The 21204-nt window shown below is 28.6% G+C and carries 24 protein-coding genes and 1 tRNA gene; 8 read left to right on the top strand and 17 right to left on the bottom strand.

All coding sequences use genetic code 11. The features are described from left to right. Positions 1–8 precede the first annotated feature (8 nt). Positions 9–1730: a GspE/PulE family protein gene (locus CLV39_RS03705; protein ID WP_121922893.1), complete on the bottom strand. Its 1722-nt coding sequence runs from the start codon at positions 1728–1730 to the stop codon at positions 9–11. Positions 1731–1856: 126 nt separating this feature from the next. Between CLV39_RS03705 and CLV39_RS03700 the strand changes: the two genes are divergently transcribed. Together CLV39_RS03700 and CLV39_RS03695 are read left to right on the top strand one after the other, a co-directional pair. After that, a complete protein-coding gene (locus CLV39_RS03700; protein WP_121922892.1) occupies positions 1857–2177 on the top strand; it encodes a c-type cytochrome in 321 nt (106 codons plus the stop codon). A gap of 38 nt (positions 2178–2215) precedes the next feature. Further along, positions 2216–2575 carry a c-type cytochrome gene (locus CLV39_RS03695; protein ID WP_121922891.1) on the top strand — a complete coding sequence of 120 codons (360 nt, stop codon included), beginning with the start codon at positions 2216–2218 and terminating at the stop codon, positions 2573–2575. Positions 2576–2577: 2 nt separating this feature from the next. Here the strand turns inward: CLV39_RS03695 and CLV39_RS03690 are convergent, their stop codons facing one another. Further along, on the bottom strand, positions 2578–2775 hold the full coding sequence (locus tag CLV39_RS03690) for a hypothetical protein (protein WP_121922890.1): 198 nt from the start codon (positions 2773–2775) through the stop codon (positions 2578–2580). Positions 2776–2870: 95 nt separating this feature from the next. Between CLV39_RS03690 and leuC the strand changes: the two genes are divergently transcribed. Beyond that, a complete protein-coding gene (gene leuC, locus CLV39_RS03685) occupies positions 2871–4157 on the top strand; it encodes a 3-isopropylmalate dehydratase large subunit (RefSeq protein WP_121922889.1) in 1287 nt (428 codons plus the stop codon). Positions 4158–4311: 154 nt separating this feature from the next. On the opposite strand, the gene CLV39_RS03680 is transcribed toward leuC, so the two are convergent. Genes CLV39_RS03680 through CLV39_RS03670 form a run of 3 tightly spaced genes read right to left on the bottom strand, consistent with a single transcriptional unit; the run spans position 4312 to position 6892 of the window. Beyond that, a complete protein-coding gene (locus CLV39_RS03680; RefSeq protein ID WP_121922888.1) occupies positions 4312–4824 on the bottom strand; it encodes a 6-carboxyhexanoate--CoA ligase in 513 nt (170 codons plus the stop codon). A 45-nt stretch (positions 4825–4869) separates the two neighbouring features. Then, complete coding sequence (locus CLV39_RS03675) at positions 4870–6237, bottom strand: class II fructose-bisphosphate aldolase (protein WP_121922887.1); 1368 nt, start codon at positions 6235–6237, stop codon at positions 4870–4872. Between the two features lie 52 nt (positions 6238–6289). After that, positions 6290–6892 (bottom strand): NAD(P)/FAD-dependent oxidoreductase, encoded by a 603-nt coding sequence (locus CLV39_RS03670; protein WP_121922886.1) that lies wholly within the window; start codon positions 6890–6892, stop codon positions 6290–6292. Between the two features lie 60 nt (positions 6893–6952). Here CLV39_RS03670 and CLV39_RS03665 point away from each other — a divergent pair, with 60 nt between their 5' ends. Then, a complete protein-coding gene (locus tag CLV39_RS03665; protein WP_121922885.1) occupies positions 6953–7141 on the top strand; it encodes a hypothetical protein in 189 nt (62 codons plus the stop codon). Here the strand turns inward: CLV39_RS03665 and CLV39_RS03660 are convergent. From CLV39_RS03660 to rpsT, 5 genes are all read right to left on the bottom strand, one after another. Next, on the bottom strand, positions 7138–7890 hold the full coding sequence (locus CLV39_RS03660) for a TatD family hydrolase (protein WP_121922884.1): 753 nt from the start codon (positions 7888–7890) through the stop codon (positions 7138–7140). The two genes, CLV39_RS03665 and CLV39_RS03660, sit on opposite strands and share 4 nt — an antisense overlap. A 10-nt stretch (positions 7891–7900) precedes the next feature. Further along, positions 7901–9787 (bottom strand): ATP-dependent zinc metalloprotease FtsH, encoded by a 1887-nt coding sequence (ftsH, locus tag CLV39_RS03655; protein WP_121922883.1) that lies wholly within the window; start codon positions 9785–9787, stop codon positions 7901–7903. A 3-nt stretch (positions 9788–9790) separates the two neighbouring features. Next, the gene (gene tilS / locus CLV39_RS03650; protein ID WP_121922882.1) at positions 9791–11134 is read right to left on the bottom strand and encodes a tRNA lysidine(34) synthetase TilS; all 1344 of its coding nucleotides are present in this window, start codon (positions 11132–11134) and stop codon (positions 9791–9793) included. A 6-nt stretch (positions 11135–11140) separates the two neighbouring features. Next, positions 11141–11217, bottom strand: a tRNA-Met gene (locus CLV39_RS03645). Between the two features lie 8 nt (positions 11218–11225). Beyond that, positions 11226–11501, bottom strand: a complete 276-nt coding sequence (gene rpsT / locus CLV39_RS03640) for a 30S ribosomal protein S20 (RefSeq protein ID WP_121922881.1) — start codon at positions 11499–11501, stop codon at positions 11226–11228. Between the two features lie 156 nt (positions 11502–11657). On the opposite strand from rpsT, the gene CLV39_RS03635 reads away from it, so the two are divergent. After that, positions 11658–12860 carry a methionine adenosyltransferase gene (locus tag CLV39_RS03635; protein WP_121922880.1) on the top strand — a complete coding sequence of 401 codons (1203 nt, stop codon included), beginning with the start codon at positions 11658–11660 and terminating at the stop codon, positions 12858–12860. Positions 12861–12872: 12 nt separating this feature from the next. On the opposite strand, the gene CLV39_RS03630 is transcribed toward CLV39_RS03635, so the two are convergent. The 3 genes from CLV39_RS03630 to CLV39_RS03620 form a co-directional block, all read right to left on the bottom strand. Continuing rightward, a complete protein-coding gene (locus CLV39_RS03630) occupies positions 12873–13538 on the bottom strand; it encodes an MtnX-like HAD-IB family phosphatase (RefSeq protein ID WP_121922879.1) in 666 nt (221 codons plus the stop codon). Then, the gene (locus CLV39_RS03625; protein ID WP_121922878.1) at positions 13539–15545 is read right to left on the bottom strand and encodes a thioredoxin domain-containing protein; all 2007 of its coding nucleotides are present in this window, start codon (positions 15543–15545) and stop codon (positions 13539–13541) included. Positions 15546–15652: 107 nt separating this feature from the next. Further along, positions 15653–16252 (bottom strand): bifunctional nuclease family protein, encoded by a 600-nt coding sequence (locus CLV39_RS03620; RefSeq protein WP_121922877.1) that lies wholly within the window; start codon positions 16250–16252, stop codon positions 15653–15655. 146 nt (positions 16253–16398) lie between these two features. Here CLV39_RS03620 and CLV39_RS03615 point away from each other — a divergent pair, with 146 nt between their 5' ends. Further along, positions 16399–16809, top strand: coding sequence for a DUF2203 domain-containing protein (locus CLV39_RS03615; protein WP_121922876.1), 411 nt, complete (start codon positions 16399–16401; stop codon positions 16807–16809). A gap of 133 nt (positions 16810–16942) precedes the next feature. Beyond that, the gene (locus CLV39_RS03610; RefSeq protein WP_121922875.1) at positions 16943–18112 is read left to right on the top strand and encodes a DEAD/DEAH box helicase; all 1170 of its coding nucleotides are present in this window, start codon (positions 16943–16945) and stop codon (positions 18110–18112) included. 21 nt (positions 18113–18133) lie between these two features. On the opposite strand, the gene thiD is transcribed toward CLV39_RS03610, so the two are convergent. The 3 genes from thiD to CLV39_RS03595 are packed head-to-tail and all read right to left on the bottom strand — an operon-like array spanning position 18134 to position 19634. Further along, positions 18134–18907: a bifunctional hydroxymethylpyrimidine kinase/phosphomethylpyrimidine kinase gene (gene thiD, locus CLV39_RS03605; RefSeq protein WP_121922874.1), complete on the bottom strand. Its 774-nt coding sequence runs from the start codon at positions 18905–18907 to the stop codon at positions 18134–18136. Continuing rightward, a complete protein-coding gene (locus tag CLV39_RS03600) occupies positions 18904–19146 on the bottom strand; it encodes a DUF454 family protein (RefSeq protein ID WP_170145599.1) in 243 nt (80 codons plus the stop codon). Before CLV39_RS03600 ends, thiD begins: the two co-directional genes overlap by 4 nt. Beyond that, a complete protein-coding gene (locus tag CLV39_RS03595) occupies positions 19146–19634 on the bottom strand; it encodes a ferredoxin-thioredoxin reductase catalytic domain-containing protein (protein ID WP_121922872.1) in 489 nt (162 codons plus the stop codon). Before CLV39_RS03595 ends, CLV39_RS03600 begins: the two co-directional genes overlap by 1 nt. Before the next feature lie 195 nt (positions 19635–19829). On the opposite strand from CLV39_RS03595, the gene CLV39_RS03590 reads away from it, so the two are divergent. After that, positions 19830–20720: a YfdX family protein gene (locus CLV39_RS03590; protein WP_121922871.1), complete on the top strand. Its 891-nt coding sequence runs from the start codon at positions 19830–19832 to the stop codon at positions 20718–20720. A gap of 32 nt (positions 20721–20752) precedes the next feature. Here CLV39_RS03590 and CLV39_RS03585 read toward each other — a convergent pair whose 3' ends face one another. After that, complete coding sequence (locus CLV39_RS03585) at positions 20753–21046, bottom strand: hypothetical protein (protein ID WP_170145598.1); 294 nt, start codon at positions 21044–21046, stop codon at positions 20753–20755. Between the last annotated feature and the right edge of the window lie 158 nt (positions 21047–21204).

Genomic DNA, 21204 nt, shown 5'->3' with positions numbered 1-21204 from the left:
TACTTAATTTACTTCATTAATACCCTTTCTACTTCAGCAATATCAGTAATTCCTTTCTTTATTTTTATTAAACCATCTTGATATAATGTTTTCATTCCTTTTTGTATTGCTATTTCCCTTATTTCTTCTGCTGTTTTTCCTTTTATAACTGCTTTTTTAATATCTTCGTCAATTTTTAAAAGTTCATGAACAGCAGTTCTTCCTTTGTATCCTGTATGATTGCAATACTCACATCCTCCAGGATTATGATCATAAAACTCCCCAGTCTCTATATCTTCTTCTGTTAATCCTTCTCCAAGCCAAAACTCTTTACCAAATCTACTAGGTTTTTTACATTTAGGACATAATTTTCTTATAAGTCTTTGAGCGACTATAAGATTTACAGATGTAGAAACTAAAAAACTTTCAACACCTATATCTACAAGTCTTGTAATAGAAGATGGTGCATCATTAGTGTGAAGTGTAGAAAAAACAAGGTGTCCTGTTAATGCAGCTTTTACTGCTATTTCTGCTGTTTCTCTATCTCTAATCTCTCCAACAAGTATAATATCTGGGTCTTGTCTTAAAAATGCTCTTAAAACTTCAGCAAATGTTAAACCTATATTTTCTTTAACCTGAACTTGATTTATACCTTTTATTGCAACCTCAACTGGATCTTCTGCAGTAGATATATTAACATCTTTTGTATTTCTTTCCATTAAAGCAGTATAAAGGGTTGTAGTTTTACCAGAACCTGTTGGACCAGTTACTAAAACCATTCCCCAAGGGCTATATATTGCTTCTCTAAATAACTTTAAATCATCTTCCTCAAACCCTAAATCTTCAAGTTTAAGATTTCTATAGCTTTCTACATCTTGAATTCTCATTACAATTTTTTCACCATACACAGTAGGAATAATAGAAACCCTTAAATCAATAGGTTTACCATCAATTTTTATTCTAATTCTTCCATCTTGAGGAAGTCTTTTCTCTGATATATCAAGATTAGACATTATTTTATATCTAGCTATTAAAGCATCTTTTACAGAAATAGGTAAAATTTTGATAGGCCTTAAAATACCATCTATTCTATATCTAACTCTAACTTCTTTTTCAAAAGGTTCTATATGTATATCAGACGCTCCCATACGTACTGCATTTACTATAAATGCTCTTGATGCTTTAACTATTGGAGATTCTTCTGCTTCTTTAACCAGTAATTCATTAGATTCTTCCTCTTCTTTAATAACTTCTTCTTCTACTTCACTTTCAAGCTCTATATCTTCTAAAACATCTTTAGCAGACACATGAGGAGCTAATTGTGATAGAAGTTCTTCTATTTCTGATAAAGTAGCAATATACATTTTATAATTTTTTACACCTGTAAACTTAAGATACTGGATAATTTCTCTATCTGTTGGATTTAAAATAGCAATTTTTAAGTTTTCTAAATCTGCATTTAAAGGAACAAAATATTTTCTTCTTAAAAATGGGAATGAAAATATTTTTAAAATATCGTTGACAGGAATTGATTCTACCTTTTCTTTTTTGAAAGGTAGTAAATTTAATTTTTTTACAAAAAATTCTTTAATTTTATTCTCTGAAGCTAAATTATTTCTTATCAATGAGACTAAAAAAGAAGAAAAATCTTTGGTTAATAAGTTTTCATTCTCTCTCACAGTTTCAGGGGAAACTGCTCCAAAATCTACTAATAATCTTAATAGATTATATTTTCTTTTTTCTTTTTCCATTTTTTATAATTTTTACGATTTAGTTTAAATAAATTATATAAAAATAGATTATACAACATAATAAAGTTTAATTTATAATATAATAAAATCAAAATATTCAAATTCAATTAAGTAGGAGGTAGTATTATGAAAAAATTATTATTATCATTAAGTGGAGCAATGGTTATTGCTTCTGGAGCATTTGCAGCAGATGGATCTCAAGTTTTCCAATCTAAAGGATGTGGAGCTTGCCATCAAGCTACTGTTGATACTGTAGGGCCATCTTTAAAGAAAATTGCATCTGCTTATAAAGGAAAGAAAAATGAATTAATAGCTTTTTTAAAAGGAGAACATCCAGCTGTTGTAGACCCTGCTAAATTTGCTATTATGCAACCACAATTAAACACAACAAAAGCTTTACCAAAAGATCAGCTTGAAGCATTAGCTGATTTTATCTTAAGCCATTAAGAACATTTTCCCCCTTCTTGGGGGATCTTATTTAAAAAATGAGGCTATTAATAATAATATCGTGCTTATTTTCCTTATCTATTGCTCAAGAAAAAAATATAGGCAAACTTTTAGTTGAAAAGTATAACTGTTTATCTTGTCATGATTTTTCACAAAAGAGAACTGGACCTTCTTTTGCAGAAATAGCGAAAAAATATGGAACATCGGAAAAATCTGCAGAAGAAGTTGCTAAAATAATAATAAATCCTCCTTCTTTTATGCCACCATTTAAAATTCCTTTTTCTCAAGCTAAAGCTATAGCTGAATATGTTCTAAAAGAAGGTGCAAAAGCTGCAAAAGAAAAGAAGAAAAAAGAATATGATGACTCTTATCTTGATTTAGATAGCCAGTTTCATTAAAATTACTGCCATTTTTTTGCCCTTTCATCATCTTTATTTGTTTCTTGATTTTTCTTTACAAACCATAAAGTTAAGGCTACAAGAATTATTACTCCTAAAATAATAATAAATCCTTCAATATAAGAATCAGCATTACAAAAAACACCAAAAGAAGAGTACGGATCACATTTTTGAAGATTTCCTAAATCTGGATTCTGCATTTTTATACCTCATATATTAGCATTTATCATACTATTAACATATAATATTACATATAATAAATTTTGTCATAATTTAATTTTAGGAGGATTTTTTCATGGGTATGACATTAACAGAAAAAATAATAGCAGCTCATGCTGGAAGAAAATATGTAGAACCAGGAGAACTTGTAACAGTTAAAGTAGATTTAGCTATTGCTAATGATATAACAGCACCTCTTGCTATAAAACAACTTGAAAAATATGGAATAGATAAAGTATATGATCCTGATAAAATAGCACTTGTTATGGATCATTTCTTCCCACCAAAAGATATACTTTCTGCACAGCAAATTAAAATATCAAGAGATTTTGCAAAAAAAATGGGAATAAAAAACTATTTTGAAGGTCAAGATAGCGGAGTAATGCATACTGTTTTACCTGAAAAAGGATTTATTGTACCAGGAGATTTAGTAATAGGTGCAGATTCACATACATGTACTTATGGAGCATTAGGAGCTTTTTCAACAGGTGTAGGTTCTACAGATTTAGCATATATTTGGGCTACAGGTGAGACTTGGCTTAAAGTACCAGAAACTATGAAATTTACATTTTATGGAAAACCTCAAAGATGGGTAGGTGGAAAAGATTTTGTTTTAACAGTAATAGGTGAAATAGGTGTTGATGGAGCTTTATATAGAGCAATGGAATACCATGGAGAGGCTATAAAAGAATTAGATGTTGAAAATAGATTAACTATTACAAATATGGCTATTGAAGCAGGTGGAAAAAATGCAATTATGGAAGCAGATGAAAAAGTTTTAGATTGGTTAAAAGGAAGAATAAAGAGAGAGCCTGTAATATATAAAGCAGATAAAGATGCTAAATACTGCTGTGAATATGAGTTTGATGCATCAAAAATAGAGCCAGTTGTAGCAGCTCCAAACTTACCTTCAAATGTAAAACCAGTAACAGAAGTAGCAGGAAGACCAATTAATCAAGTGTTTATTGGTTCTTGTACAAATGGAAGAATGTCAGACTTAAGAATAGCTGCACAAATATTAAAAGGTAGAAAAGTTCATCCAGATGTAAGATGTATTGTAATACCTGCTTCTGACAATATCTATAGACAAGCAATGCATGAAGGAATTTTAGAAATTCTTTCAGATGCAGGATGTTTAATAAGTACTTCTACTTGTGGTCCTTGCCTTGGAGGACATATGGGTATTCTTGCAGAAGGAGAAGTAGCAGTTTCAACTTCAAATAGAAACTTCACAGGAAGAATGGGACATCCAAATTCAGAAGTTTACCTTGCAGGCCCTGCAGTAGCTGCAGCTTCAGCAGTACTTGGAAGAATTGCTCATCCTGATGAAGTTGTAGGTACAAAAGCAGAAGCTTTAGTATAAATAACTTAACCTTATATAAAAGGCTACCTTTTGGTAGCCTAATTAATTTTATTTATAAATTTTAGCTTTAAATAGCTGTAATATAGAAATATAAATATCTTTAAAATATACGATTGAGAATTATTCTGGTGCTTTTTATGACAGTTTCCTAACTTTATAAATTAGCCTCTTTTTGGAACTCTCTAAATTTTATAACTGCTTGTTTATTTTTTAAGTTTTGATAGATTTTGTGAAAGTCTATAGCTTGTTTATAGCTTTTAATTAAGGTTTTTATTAAATCACATACAACTTCATCTCCGGCTATACATTCATTCATCATATCTATTAATAAATCTTCTAAAGATATTACATTAATAATATCTCCATTAACTTCTATCTGATTAAAGGTTCCTGTTGGTATAAGTTCAAATTTTTTGCTTATTTCTACTACTAAATCTCCTTTAGTCCAAAAATCTCCTATTTGCTCAAATCCAAGATTTTTTAAAACTTTTTGTAAAAGATTTAAATCAGGAAAAAGAAGAGAGATTATATTGGCTGGATACATTCCTTGAGAATAAACAGTTAAAGCAAATTTACCAACAATAATAGGTGTAATGTTATAACCTGCTTTTTTTATTTCTGAATATATCTGCTTTATGGCTTTTATCTGATTTTCTAAAGTAGACATTTTTACTCCTAAAAGTAAAAGCAGGGGCGAAAGCCTGCTCATTGATTATTTCTGATATGGTAGTTTTACAAGTTTTATATATTTATCTGTATATTCCTTTGTATTAAAAACTGCAAGCTGATCAAATAAAAACTCAAATTTGTTATAAAGGGCTTCTAATATTTTATCTTTATACTCTTTATCTAAGGTCCACCATTCATATTTAAATGGTCCAAATCCTTTTTTTCTTGTTTTATAAATAAACTGTTCTTCTGTCCAGCCTTCTTTCCATTCATTTTTAAGATTTTCTTTTATCCAGTTATAAATCTTATTTCTAAAATCTTCAGGAATTAAATCATACATTATGTTTTGAAAACCTGTAGCAAGGTGGATTTCACAACAGTTATTATTTGGGAATTTATGGAATAACTCATCTGGTAATGTAGATGCACCATGTTGAACAGTACCACCAAGATTATATTTTTCTCTTGCTACTTTTCCAATATCTCTTAAAACATTAAAATCAAGCTTTACTTTAGCAACTGTTCCATCTGGTAAAGGAATACCACCATGTGCTGTTCCTGTTTGAACAGATATTTTAGAAATGCCTTCCATATTTTCAGGAATATTTTCTAAATATCCTTCCATAAATGCTTCAAACTCTTCTACTGTAGAGTTTTTGCCACCAATATGTCCAATCTCTCCACCAATAGAAACAGTTATTCCTTCTGGTTCTATTTCTCTTATAAATTTTGTCATTTTTGCAGTGTTTAAATAATTATGGTATTGTTGCTCTTTTAATGTAGATTTTGAGTAATCAACAAGGGTAGAAGGATCTATATCTATATTATAAAATCCAGCTTTTATAGCTTCTTCTGTTAAATCTTTTATAGCGTTAAGCTCTGCTTCTGGGTCTTTTTCATAATTTTTTGCATTAAATTGGAAATGATCCCCTTGAATAAAAACAGGTCCTTTATATCCTTCTTTTATTGCAGCAGCTAATACTGCAGATGTATATTCAGAAGGTCTTTGGAATGTATAACCAATCTCTGATTTTGCAATTTCAAATATGAAAGCTCCAACATCATGTTTTAAAGCTACTTTAAAAATCTGTCTTGCAACATCATAAGTCATTCCTCTAATGTTTATAGCAGGTGTTGTAAAATCTCTTGTTTCTCCTCTTGCCATAGCTCTATATAAATCATTTATTGAAGAGGCAACTGCTCCAAGTTCATTTGCTACATCTCTTATAATCTTTTTAGCTTCTTCTTTCGTCTCTTCATTTTCAGAAAAAACTGCAGTATAAATAAGATCATCTATAACAGAATCTCTTAATTTATTTTCATCTTCTATTTTTACATTTCCTTCTTCATAGGATATAGTACCTTCTAATAACTGCTGTAATTCTGCTGGAGAATTTGCAATAGATGGCATAATTTTCCCTCCTACAATTTTAATTGTAATAAATTATATCAGTTTTATTTAGTTAGAGCACATCATGAATTACGACATTTTTTCCAGCCCATTGGCTCATTATATTACATGCAACATGTGCTCCTGAACCTATAGCTGCAGCATACATTGTAAAGCATCCTGCGGCATTTCCTACAACCCAAAGATTATCTTTAACTTTAAAATCTCCATCATGTTTAATCATTACTTTTCCAGGCCTTGGTGATTTCACATTGTCTATAACTTCAACATTTAATCCTTCAATTGAAAACTCATGGAAACCTGTAGCTATTACTAAAATATCACCTTTATAAACATTTCCACTTTCTGTTTCTACTTGAAAACCTTCTCCAGATTCTTCTGCTTTTACAACTCTTTCATTTTTAATCTCTATATTTTCATACTCAAGAGCTTGTTTTTTTATTTCTTCAAGTAAATCTTTTCCAACTGTTCCTTTTTTTATACCTGCCACATTATTAAGTTCAGCTTTTAATAAATCTGAACTTCCACCAGAATCAATAACTAAGTATTTTCTGTTTTTTGACCAATCAAATCTATCATTTGCAGAACCTAAGGTAATTGCACATGATAAACCTGCTGGTCCACCACCAATTATAATTACATCATATTTATCCATTGAATTTCCTCCTTGCTAGCATTATCTTTTTTTTAAAAGTTTCTTAAGGTGTAATAGTTAATGAATTTTTTAAAGTATCTTTTTATTATTATATTTATAATTTTAACATATTCCTGTAATCAAAAGAATGAAATTCTTAAAGTTGGAACTAATGTTTGGCCGGGGTATGAGCCTATTTATATAGCAAGAGAAATAGGAAAACTTGATAAAAATATAAAACTTTATAAAAAGTATAATAAAGAAACTTAAGATAGCTTTAAAACATTCTTTGCATTTTGATCTGTTATCTTCTCAAGCTCTTCAGGTGTTAATCCTAACAGGTTTGCTACAAAATCTCTTGTATAGTATATATAAGATGGTTTATTTGGTTTTCCTCTTTTTTTCTGAGGTGCTAAAAATGGGCTATCTGTTTCAAGTAATAATCTATTTAAAGGTACTTTCTTTGCAATTTCTCTAAGATTTTCAGCTTTCGGGTATGTAATATTTCCTGCAAAAGATATATAAAATCCCATATCTACACATTTTTCCATCATTTGCATATCTCCACCAAAACAGTGGATTATGCCACTTGCAGGATATGGAGCATATTTTTCAAGTATTTTTTCTGTATCTCTTGGTGCCTCTCTTGAATGTATAATAATAGGTAGATTTAACTGTTTAGCTATTTCTATCTGTCTTTCAAAAAAGTATTTCTGTTTATCCTTAGGAGTATAATCTCTATAATAATCTAAACCAAACTCACCAACTGCTATTACTTTTTTTTCTTTTTGTATGGTATCTTTTAGCTCTTCTAAATCTTTATCTGTAATATCCTTAATATCATAAGGATGAAAACCTATTGATGCATATACATTTTCATATTTATTTGCAAGTTCAACTGCTTTTTTAATCTCTTCTTTATCACAACCAATAGTTAAAAGGAAGTCTAATTTTTCTACACTTTCTTTTAAATCTTCTTCAGTTTTTAACATATCAAGATGGCAATGGGTATCTATCATTTACTACCTCTTAAGCAGGTAATGTTCCCGGTGGTACATCAGGAGCTGAAGAATCTGAAATTACATTAACTTCTTTTTTTCTACATTTATTTAAAGCAGGTACTCCATACTCTTCAAGTATTGCAAAAAACTCTTCACAAGTAATAGTTTCTTTATCAAGTAAAAGCTCTACAATTGCTATTACTGCATCTTTATAACTTTCAATTATATTTTTAGCTTTTTCATAAGATTCTCTTAATATCTTATTTACTTGCTCATCTATCTTTCTTGCAGTTTCTTCACTTATTTCAGGAGATTGGGAAGGCATAAATGGATTATTTCTTGTTGTTGATACATGGATAGGTCCTATCTCATCATACATTCCCCAAGATGCTACCATTCTATATGCAAGTTCTGTTGCTCTCATTAAATCATTTTCTGCTCCTGTTGTAATTCCATCTTTACCATAAAATACTTCTTCTGCAGCTCTTCCACCAAAAAGCTGTAATATTCTTGCCATTAAATCTTTCTTAGAATAAAGATGTCTATCTTCTTCCGGAAGATTTACAGTTACACCAAGAGCCATTCCTCTTGGAATAATAGATACTTTATGTAATGGATCTGCTTCTTTTAACATTACACTTACAATAGCATGTCCAACTTCATGGTAAGCAATTTTCTCTTTTTCTTTTTCTGTAATTGCCATTCCTTTCCTTTCAAGTCCCATCATTATTCTATCCATAGCATCTTCAAACTCTTTCATTGTAACTTTTTCTTTTCTTCTTCTTGCTGCAAGGAGAGCTGCTTCATTTACTACATTTGCAAGGTCAGCACCTGAAAATCCTGGTGTTCCTCTTGCTATTACCATTAAATCAACATCATCTGCAAGAGGTATTTTCTTTTTCTTCACATGAACTTTTAATATTTCATATCTTCCTTTTACATCTGGTTTTGGAACAGATATCTGTCTATCAAATCTACCAGGTCTGAGTAATGCAGGATCTAATATATCTGGTCTGTTTGTAGCAGCTATAACTATTATTCCTTCATTTGAATCAAAACCATCAAGCTCAACAAGAAGTTGGTTTAATGTTTGTTCTCTTTCATCATGTCCGCCACCAAAACCAACGCCACTTCTTGCTCTACCTACTGCATCTATCTCATCTATGAATACAAGACATGGAGCATGCTTTTTTGCCGTTTCAAATAAATCTCTTACTCTTGCAGCACCAACACCAACAAACATTTCCACAAAGTCAGAACCAGATATAGAAATAAATGGTACATCCGCTTCACCTGCTATTGCTTTTGCAAGTAATGTTTTACCAACTCCTGGATCTCCATAAAATAAAATTCCTTTTGGAGCTCTACCGCCAAGTCTTTGAAATCTTTGAGGGTCTTTTAAGAAATCTATAATCTCTTTTACTTCTTCTTTAACCTCATCCATTCCTGCAACATCATCAAGTTTTACATTAGGCTTTTCTTCCATATAGACTTTTGCTTTACTTTTTGCAAATGAGAATGCCCTATTAGCTCCTCCTGACATCTGTCTCATCATAAATATCCAAAGTCCTATGAAAAGAATAATTGGAAGCCAAGATATTAAAAGAGTCATTATCCAGCTATGACTTTCAGAAGGAATAACATTAACTTTTACACCATTTTCAGTAAGAATATCATAAATTTTTGAATATCCTTCTGGTACTGCAGTTTCTATCTTCTTACCTTCAGTAGTTGTTGCTATTATTTCTGTTCCTTTTACTGTTGCTTCTTTAATTTTATTTTCCTGAATTTGATGTATAAACTCAGTAAATGATATTTTATTACTTGCCATCTGCTGTGAACCAAGCATATTAAAGGCAAGTATCATTAATGCTCCTATTAAAAACCAAATCAATAAACTTTTTGACAATTGCAAGGCTTAAACCTCCTTCAATTTAAAACAAATCACATTTTTAGAATTTTCATTAATAGGATAAAGGTCTGATCTTTTATAACCAATTATCCATAAAATTTTATCCTTAAAAGTTAATAATGGTATGTTATCCCTCATATCTGCTGGAATTTTTAAATCAATCATCACATCTTTTAGCTTTTTCCATGAACTACCAAAAGGTTTAAATCTATCTCCTTTTTTTCTTTGTCTAATTTTAAACTCTATATCTTTGGAATCTATATCAAAACATACCATCTCTTTTTCATTTTTTAAATCTTCCAAATTTGGATTAGAAAGCTTAAAAATCTCTAAAATTTTATCCATCTCCTTTAAATAAATCTTTTCATTGGGTTTAACTGTATATTCAAAATAGGTAGTTTTATCACTTTTTTCAAGGTTTAGATAAAGTCTATCATATTCCTTTATAAGATAATAATTATTGCATATTTTAACTTTTTTTGTACCACCTGTTTCTACTAAATCTATTATTGATTTAAGAGTTTTATAAGAAAGTTTACAACCTATTTTTTCGTATATCCATTTATCTATTAACCTATATAAAATGGCTTTTTCTTTTATCTGATTTAACTCTATAAAATCAACTAATAAATCAAAATTTTCAATTTTTTTATTAAAATAATCCTCATCTAAATTAAAAAAATAAGACATTATAAGAGCAGAATTTTCAAAAGATGGATTAATCTCTTTTAATTTTGGAATAATTTCATGCCTTACTTTATTTCTTTTAAAATCTACACTATAGTTTGTAATATCTTCTTTATATTCTATCTGTTTTTCTTTTGCATAGTTATATATTTCTTCTTTTGTTAAATAATACAAAGGTCTTATAATATTTTTTTCTTTTGGCTTAAATCCTTTTATACCTTTTTTATTTCCTTGTATAAACCATAAAGTCATAGTTTCTGCAAGATCAGAAAGATGATGGCCAGTGGCTATTTTATCAAAATCTTCTTTTTTTAGAATTTCATTAAAAAATTTATATCTTTCTTCTCTTCCTACTTGTTCTACTGATTTTTTTTCTTTTTTTGCTATTTCTTTTATATTAACCTGTTTGGTAAATGCTTTTATCCCAAACTTTTCTGCTACTTCTTTTGTAAAAATCTCTTCTTCTTCTGCTTCTTTTCTTAATTTGTGATTTAAGTAAGCTAATGCTATTTCTTTTATTTTAAGATAATTTTTAAACTTTAAAAGCAAATAGGTTAATACTGAAGAATCAACACCTGTTGAGTATGCTATTAGTATTTTTTCATTTTCAGATATAAGATTAAAATCATTAATTGCTTGAAGAAATTTTTTTTCTACATTCATTTTTTATGGTGGCGGTGGCAGGACTCGAACCTGCGACCGCACGGATATGAGCCGTGTGCTCTAACCAGCTGAGCTACACCGCCAAAATTATTTATTTAGCTAAAGCTTTTGCTTTGTTTATCTTTTGAGCATATCTTGAAACTCTTCTTGCAGCTTCATTTTTATGGATAGCTCCTTTCGCTGCAGCTCTATATGCTATTTTTTGTGCGGTTGGAAGTAAACTTTCAGCTTTTGCTATATCTCCTTCTTTTAATGCTTCTCTTATTCTTTTGAAAGCAGTTCTCATTCTTGATATATGGTATCTGTTTATAAGTCTTCTTTTTTCAGCTTGTCTAACTCTTTTTCTTGCATTTCTTGTGTGAGCCATTAATTCCTCCTAATTTTTGTGAAAAATAATTTACAAAATTTTTATTAAAAATTCAAGACTAATATTTTATTACAATTAAACCCTCTTGTAAAGAATATAAAAATATATTATTCTAATATTTTCAAAAATTTAAAAATTTAGCTGGAGGTCAAAAACTTGGCAAATATTTCTATTGGAAGTTTGGATTTTCCAAAGGTTAGTGAGCAACCTGTTGAAATTGTAGAGAGAAAAGGAACAGGCCATCCTGATACTATATGTGATGCTCTTGGTGAAGAGCTTTCAATAGCACTTTCAGAGCTTTATATAAAAGAGTGTGGAGCTATTATGCACCATAATGTTGACAAGGCTTTACTTATTGGAGGTATAGCTGATCCACAATTTGGTGGTGGAACAATTATTTCTCCAATAGAGATATACCTTACAGGTAGAGCAATAAATGAACTTAACGGAAAGAGACTCCCTGTAGAAGAGCTTGCAATAGAAACAGCTCATAAATGGCTTTCTGAAAACATTCCAAATTTAGATATTTCTAATCATGTAATTATCCATCCACAATTAAAACCAGGTTCTAAAGATTTAGTAGAACTTTTTGAAAGATTCCAATTAAAAGGTGAAATTCCTCTTGCAAATGATACATCTTTTGGAACTGGATATGCTCCTTTTGATGATATTGAAACTATTGTTTATGAACTTGAAAGAGCATTAAACAACAAGGAATTTAAAAAGGATCATCCATATGTTGGTGAAGATATAAAAATAATGGGTGTTAGAAATGGAGAAAATATAAGAATAACAATCGCTATGGCTTTTGTTGATAAATATGTTAAAGATTTAAATGATTACAAAGAAAAAAAAGAAATAGTTGAAAATTATGCATATTCTATAGCTCAAAGATTAACAGAAAAACATGTTGATATATTTTTAAATACTGCAGATGATGAAGAAAATGGCTCTGTTTATATTACAGTTACAGGAACATCTGCAGAAGCAGGAGATGATGGTGAAATAGGAAGAGGAAACAGAGTTAATGGACTTATTACACCATATAGACCTATGAGTCTTGAAGCTGCAGCAGGTAAAAATCCAGTTTCTCATATAGGTAAAATCTATAATACTGCAGCAATGGATATGGCAGAAAGAATAGTTTCTGAAGTTGAAGAAGTTGATGAAGCTTATGTTTATCTTGTAAGTCAGATAGGAAAACCTATTACAGAGCCTCAAGTATGTGATGTAAAGCTTAGAACAAATAAAGATATTAAAGGAATTGAAGAGAAAGTTAGAAAAATAGCCCAAGAAGAGATAGATAATCTTCCTCAAACATGGAAGAAATTCTTAAATAGACATTTCAGACTTTATTAAAAATAAGGGGATTTAAATCCCCTTCACTTTTTCTAAAATAAATTTTTCATTTATAAATTCTCTAATTTGATAGAAGTTATCAAAAGAAAAGAAATCCTTGTTTTTTAGATATTTTTGTAAACTACCTGTCGCAAAAATAAAATCTACATATTCAGATGCTGTTAAATCTGTAATTCCATCCCCTGCATAAAATTTAAAATAATTTTTAAAATCTTTTTTGATTATATAAGGCTTACAAACACCACAACTTCTTTTGCATACTCCATCACATTTATATATAAACTCAACATCTATATAATCTTTCTTAAAGATAGCTTTATTTGAATAAATTTTATATATTTTGTCTTTGTATGGCTCTATTAAAGGATTTATATAAAAATCAATTCCACCACTTAAAATAACAAATAGGATATTATTTTCATTTAAAAAATCTAAAAAATCTTCAAAACCTTCTCTTATTTTTATATTTTCCAAAACCCAGTTTATAATCTCTTCTTTTTTATCTGAAGGTATAAGATTAAACATTTTTTTTATTCCAATATCTATATCAATCTTTCCAGTCATAAGTTCATTTAATATATTTTTCCAAATAGGTGGTGCAAAATTTTCCATTATTGAATGGATTACATCTCTTTCTGTAATAGTTCCATCAAAATCAGATAGAAAAACTTTTTGCATTTATCCCTCCAGTAGCTGTTTTAAAGCATCTTCCTTATTATCTACAGGATATTTACAGGTAAAGTTTTTACATACATATATCTTTAAATTAGAAGAAGGTTTATAGTCCAATACTTTTAAAGGAATATATTCTTTTTCTAAATAAAATCTTGTATCAAGGGCTTCTTCTTTATTTCCTTCTATAACAACTTCTGAACCATACACTAAATTTAAATAGCCATTTAAAAACATACTAAATCCTTGAGGAGCAACCTTTATTTGATTATAAAAAGCTTTTTCTGTATTTTCTATATAATCTAAATATTTATTATCTTGAGTAATTTTATAAAGATTTACAAGCATATTATAAGCCACTGAATTTCCTGATGGATAAGCCCCATCATAAGCTTCTTTATTTCTTACTATAACATCTTTATTGTTTTCAGAAGTATAGAAAAATCCTCCTGATGTTTTATCCCAAAAGTTTTCTATTAATTTATCTGTTAATTCTTTAGAAAGATCTAAATATTTTTTATCAAATGTAGCTTGATAAAGTTCAAAAAGCCCATAAGATAAAAATGCATAATCATCAAGATTACCTTCAAATGCAATATCTCCATCTTTATATCTGTGATATAAAATACCATCTTTATACATATTGTTAATAATAAAATCTGCTGATTTTTTAGCTTTCTCTATAAATTCTTTATTGTTAAAAACAACTCCTGCTTGAGCTAAAGCTTTAATTATAAGTCCATTCCAATCTGTAAGAATTTTTGTGTCTTTTAAAGGTCTTACTCTTTTTTCTCTAATATTAAAAAGTTTTTTTAATGATTTTCTCCATATATCCTTTAATTTTTCTTTTGAGATACCTGTTTCTTTTTCTAAAACTTCCCAGTTCTTAGATTGATAGATTATATTTCTGTAAGAAGGTTGTCCTGTTGCTTCTTCAAGGTAATTTCCTTCTTCTTTTATATCTGATATTTTTGCAAAAATTTCAAAATCTTCTTTTAAAATATCTTTCAGTTCTTTATATGTAAAAGTATAAAATTTTCCTTCTTCACCTTCACTATCTGCATCTTCTGCACTAGAAAAAGCACCTTCTGGACTTTCCATATCTCTAAAAAGATATTCAGATATCTGATAAACAGTTTCTTTGAAATTTTCATTTTTTGTAGCTTGGAAACCTTCTGTATATGCCATTAGAAGCATAGCTTGATCATAAAGCATTTTTTCAAAATGAGGTAAAAGCCATCTTTTATCTGTTGAATATCTATGAAAGCCATAACCTATATTATCGTAAATACCGCCTTTTCGCATTTCAGTTAAGGTTTTTTCTACCATTTTTAAAGCATTTTCATCTTTAAAAACAAAATAATATCTAAGTAAAAATAAAAGATTGTGTGGTGATGGAAATTTAGGAGCTTCTCCAAATCCTCCATATCTTTTATCAAATGAATATTCAAAATGTTTATAAGCAGTTTTTACTAAATGATCTGAAATTCTATTATCTGTATAAGTAGGTTTTAAATCTTCTTGTAAAGCTTTTAATATTTTTTCTGATCTTTCTTCAAGAGCTTCTTTGTTTTCTTCCCATATTTTTTTTATCTGTGGAATAAGTTCTTTCATTCCTATTATTGAGTATCTTGATTCTTTTGGTATATATGTTCCTGCAAAAAATGGTTTTTTATCAGGTGTCATAATTATTGTTAAAGGCCATCCACCTCTACCAGTTAAAAGCATACATACCTGCATATAAACTTGATCAATATCTGGCCTTTCTTCTCTATCAACTTTTATATTTACAAATGTTTCATTCATCATTTTTGCAATTTCAGGGTCTTCAAAGCTTTCTTTTTCCATTACATGACACCAATGGCAAGTTGAATATCCTATTGACAAAAATATTGGTTTATTTTCTTTTTTTGCTTTTTCAAAAGCTTCTTCACACCAAGGATACCAATCAACAGGATTATTTGCATGTTGTTGTAAATAAGGACTTTTCTCATTTATTAATCTATTTGGCATAGTTATTTCCTTTAATTTTAATTGTATAGAATATATAGTGATATAAAAAAGGGAAAAGTTTTAGGTGATATATCAGGTTTTTTTAGTTAGAAAGAAGAAAGAGGGAATTATCCCTCTTTTTTATCTTCTTTTTTAGGTTTTTTTGCAAAATCTTCAGGTCTTAAATTTTCAAGCATTTTTCTAAATTTTTCCAATTCTTCATCTTTTTCTGGCTCTGTGATTTTATCTAAATCTTCTACTGTTTTTATACCTTCTGTTTCTTTATCAACCTCTTCTTCTAAATCTTCTGGCTTAACTTCCTTAATCTGACTAATATCTATTTTCTGAACAACATTTTCATTTAGGTATATAGGAACATCAAATCTTAAAGCTATATTTATAGCATCACTTGGTCTTGAATCTATAGCTATTTCTTCTCCATTTTCTTTTTTTAGTGTTATTTCAGCAATATATACACCATTTTTATGGTCAGTAATTGCAACTTTTTCTACAGTTGCTCCTAAGCTCTCAATAATATTTTTCATTAAATCATAAGTTAATGGTCTTGGAGTTTCTACTTTACTTTTACCAAGAATAATACTTTCTGCCTCTGGAACACCAATCCAAATTGGATATATATTATTTTCATTTTCTATATCAGCTAGCATTAATATTGGGCTTCCTGTTAAGCTATCAAGACCTATACTTCTAACTACTACTTTTATCATTTTTACGCCTCCAAATATTTAATACGATTAGTATCATATTTTCTAATATGAACTATATGATATTTTTAAAATATGTCAAGTCCTTTATTGCTTGACGAATTAAATTATATATATTTAAATATAGGTATTTTATGGAGGTTTTAAAGATGAAAAATTTTACATTAAGAGAAGCAAATAGTTTATTGCCTCAAATAAAGCTTTTAGTTGATGAGATAAAAGAAAAAAGAAAAGATTTATATATTTTTTTAGAAAAATATGAAGATGAGCTTGAAAATAGACAAGATTTACTTGAAATGATGTATTATAAAACTCAGATAGAAGATTTACATAAAGAGATAAATGAGCTTATAGAAATAATTGAAAGTTTTGGAGTTATGGTAAAAGGAATTGATCCTTTCTTAGTTGATTTTCCTTCAGAGTACCAAGGAAGAAAAATTTTATTATGTTGGAAAGAGGGCGAAGAAAAAATAGAGTATTGGCATGGTTTATATGATGGTTTTGCAGGTAGAAGACATGTTTCTGAGATGAAAGATAAAAAAAATAATGTTGAAATATAATTTTTTTAGCGTATAATAGAGTTTAAAATATAAAATTTAAGTAAGCGGGGAAGTATCAGCTTATCACTGATAAACCTTTCAAAATTGTCAAAGTAGTAATCTGGTATTTCCTCTGAAAAACAGGAGGACATTTATGTCAAAATTTACAGATTTACCAATTTCTAAGGAAGTACTCCAATCTATCTCAAAAATGGGATACGAAAAACCAACAGAAGTACAAGAAAAAACAATTCCAATTGTTGCAGAAGGTAGTGATATTATTGCTCAAGCACAAACTGGAACAGGGAAAACAGCCGCATTTGGTATTCCTTTAATAGATAAAGTGAATACAAATGAGAAAAAAATACAAGCTTTAATATTAGTGCCAACAAGAGAGCTTGCTATTCAGGTTGCAAGAGAGTTGAAAGATATTGGAAAAACTAAAAAAGCTTTTGTTCTTGCAGTTTATGGAGGAAAATCTATTTATCATCAGATTAAATTTTTGAAAAAAGGAAATGATGTAATAGTTGTAGGAACGCCAGGAAGAGTTAAGGATTTAATAGACAGAGGATACCTTAAGCTTAATAATGTTAAACATTTTGTTTTAGATGAAGCTGATAGAATGTTAGATATGGGATTTATAGAGGATATTGAGTATATTATGTCAAAACTTCCAAAGGAAAAGCAGATATTACTATTTTCTGCAACTATGCCAAATGAAATAAAAAAACTTGCTGAAGAATTTTTATCAGAAGATTATAAAACAGTAAAAATAGCTCCAGAAAAAGTAACTGTTGATAGAATCAAACAGATAGCATATAGAGTTGATAATAAAAACAAATTCTCAACCTTTATGGATGTTTTACAAAAAACAATGGGTAAAAAATCTATAGTTTTTACTCAAACAAAGCTTATGGCTGATGAAGTAGCTGAAAAACTTCAAGAAGCAGGATTTAATGCATCTGCTATCCATGGAGATTTCTCACAAGCTAAAAGAGAAAGAACCTTAAAAAACTTTAGAACTGGAAAGCTTGATATATTAGTAGCTACAGATGTTGCCGCAAGAGGGCTTGATATTAAAGGTGTTGAAACTGTTTATAATTATGAACTTCCTCAAGATGTTGAAAGTTATGTACATAGAATAGGTAGAACAGGTAGAGCTGGGAAAGAAGGAGTTGCTATATCATTTTTCACACCTTCAGAAGATTCACAGTTTCAAAGAATTTTAAAAATTACTAAAGCAAATATAGAACTTATTAATCTTTCAGATAAACCTTTTAATAAACCACAAAATAAAAGAAAAAGAAGATTTGTAAGAAGATAATAAAAGGGGGTTACCCCTTTTTTATAATTTCATGTAAAAATATCCTTTCCCGAATTTAAAGCTATCTTCTATTTTTTGTTGAATATATGCCCTTGCTATTTTTATAGATTTTTCTAATGATTTTTTATTTGCTAAATTAGCAGTAATTGCAGAAGATAATACACATCCTGTTCCATGTACATTTTTTACTTTAACTTTTGGGTATATTAAATGTATAAATTTCTTTCCATTAAAAAATATATCTATTACCTGATTTTTAAAATCAAAATGGCCACCTTTTAAATATATATTTTTAGCACCTATTTTGTGAAGTTTAATACAAGCATTTTCTAAATCTTCTAAATTATTTATTTTTATACCAGTTAAAACTTCTGCTTCTAATTTGTTTGGAGTTATTAAATCTACTAAAGGTAAAAGTTTTGTCTTAAAATCTTTAATAGCATTTTCTTCAAGTAAATATTTACCACTTGATGATTTTATAACTGTATCAAGGACTATATTTTTTAAATTAAAATCTTTAATAGCTTGATAAATTGCATTTACATTTTCTTTTGTTAAAATCATTCCAATTTTAACAGCATCTATTTTTGTATCTTCTGCTATAGCTTTTATTTGATTATATAAAACTTTTGAACTAACAGGAATAACTTCATAAACAGCTTGTGAGTTTTGAACCGTTATAGATGTTATAGCAGAAAGGCCAAAAACTGAAAAATCTTTAAATACTTTTAAATCTGCTTGTACGCCTGCACCACCACTATTATCACTTCCAGCTATAGTTAATGCTTTTTTCATAAAGAAAATTTCCTTTTATGAATATATCTGATGATAATATGATTAATTAGCTTATTTATCCATTTTGCCATTTTTTGATCTTTTATCTTAAATTTTTTTAAACCTTTTATTAATTGCTCTTCAGAAATTATGCCAAATAAGAAAGCTGATATGATGAAAAAAGGGATACCGGGTAATACCGGTAAAATAACCCCTGCAATTCCTAATATAAAAAATACTATTCCCCAAAAAATTTTCATTATTTTTTCCTTGCTACCTTTTCTGCCCATGCAATAATTTCTTCTTCTGGAATGTCAAGATTATGTTCTGCTACATACTCTTTTAAATATTCAACAATTTTATCAAATTTAGCTAATGCTCTACCTTTATCTGGAGTTGGGTCTTTTACTAAACCATAAATCTGCCTTCCTTCATGCCATTCAGGTAAATATTCAGTTATAGGTTTTCCTTCTTCTGTTGTAAATAAAAGACAATGACAGTATTTAAATATCTGCATTTCATCACATGCACATATCCATCTTCTTTTTTGAACTTCTTCTTCTTTATTTGGATAAAAATTACAAGGACATAAAGGTCTTCCAAGTTCTTGTAGATGCTGAGCTAAACCTAAAATAACTGAATCAGAAACATCTTTTTGTGGATTGACAACAGTTCCAGATTTTTGAGAAAAAGTCTCAGCAAACTTTCTCATTTTTTCTACATATTTTTCATCTACCTTAATATCCATTTTTAAACCTCCATAAATTTATATTCAAATATAAAGATACCATATATTTATTCCAATGATAACTATCATTTAAAGTAAATTTTAACTTAAAAATGTTTAGTTTTTAATAATATTAGTAAAATATATATTGATTTATTTAGTAAATTAATTTATATTATTTTATAATAAAAAACTAAAATCAATGGAGGATAAATTATGAAAAAAGTAATGGCATCTTTAACTGCTGCAGCGATACTTATTTCTTCACCTACTTTAGCAAAAACATCTGCAGAAGTTAGTAAAGAGGCAGTAAAAACTGCAGAATCTAAAGCAAAAGCTACTCAAGAACAGATTCATATTGTTAAGGAAGCTGTAGAGGCTGTTGTCTTAACTAAGAAAGTTCTTATTGATCTTGAGAAAAAAGATCTAAAAAAAGCAAAAGAAGATTTAGAGAAAGCTATAGGCAAACTTGAAGTTATCTTAGCATTTAAAAATGCTCCTTTAATGCTACCAATAGATTCAGAAGTAGTTGCTGTTGAATATACTGGAGATTTAAAAAGTATTAAGGAAAGTTTGGAATTAGTAAAGGATTTACTTGATAAAAATAAAGTTCAAGATGCGAGAAGAATTTTAGATACCCTTCAAAGTGAGATTGATATTATTACTATAAATTTACCTTTAGCATCTTATCCTCAAGCTTTAAAACTTGCAGCTAAATATTTAAATGAAGGAAAAATTAAAGAAGCAGAAGATGTACTTGATATGGCACTTAATACTCTTGTGAAAGAAATTACAGTTATTCCTATTCCCATATTAAAAGCTCAAGCATTAGTAGATGCTGCAAGTAAAATAGCTAAAAAGGATAAAAATCAAGCTATAAAACATCTTGAAGAAGCAAAAAGACAATTAAAAATTGCTGAAGCACTTGGCTATACAAGTACAAGTGATACAACATACAAAATGTTATATGATGCTATAGAAAAACTTGAAAAAGAAATAAAAGGTAAAAACAGATCTGAAAAATTATTTGAAAACTTAATAGAAAAATTAAAAGAATTCAAAGAAAAAGCAATTCGTACTTTACATTCAAGTGAAGCTAATCAATAAAAATAGGGAGTATTTCTTGCTCCCTTTTTCTTTTACATAAAACTTGCAAATCCTTCTGTTTTTAATCTATAAAGCATTTCTAATAATTTATGTATTGTATGGATATATAGAGTTTCTATCTCTCTTTCTTCATTATTTAGTTTAAGTTTTAAAGAATTTCCCTCTATTTTAGGAATTCCTTCTAAATTTTCATAAATTATTTCAATATCATTTTTATTTTCTGAGTTGTTAACATTTTTTAGTTTAGTATCTACTAATTTTAAAAATTCTAAAATAGGTTTTTCTAATCTTTGTCTTGTTCCATGAAATTTTGGTAATACTTTCATTTTTATAGCTAAATCAAAAGCTTCATCTAAATTTTCAAATTTAAAGTATGAGTTTTGACAGTTTATGCTCTATTTTTTTTATTTCATTTTCTTCTAACGTTAACTTATTCTCTGCTAAATGTAGAGAAAACCCCTCCATTTTAAAAAACCTATTATTT

The organism is Hydrogenothermus marinus (genome assembly GCF_003688665.1).
Lineage (GTDB): Bacteria > Aquificota > Aquificia > Aquificales > Hydrogenothermaceae > Hydrogenothermus > Hydrogenothermus marinus.
Note: the sequence above shows the minus strand (reverse complement) of the source record. Positions and strands in the feature narration are given on the sequence as shown.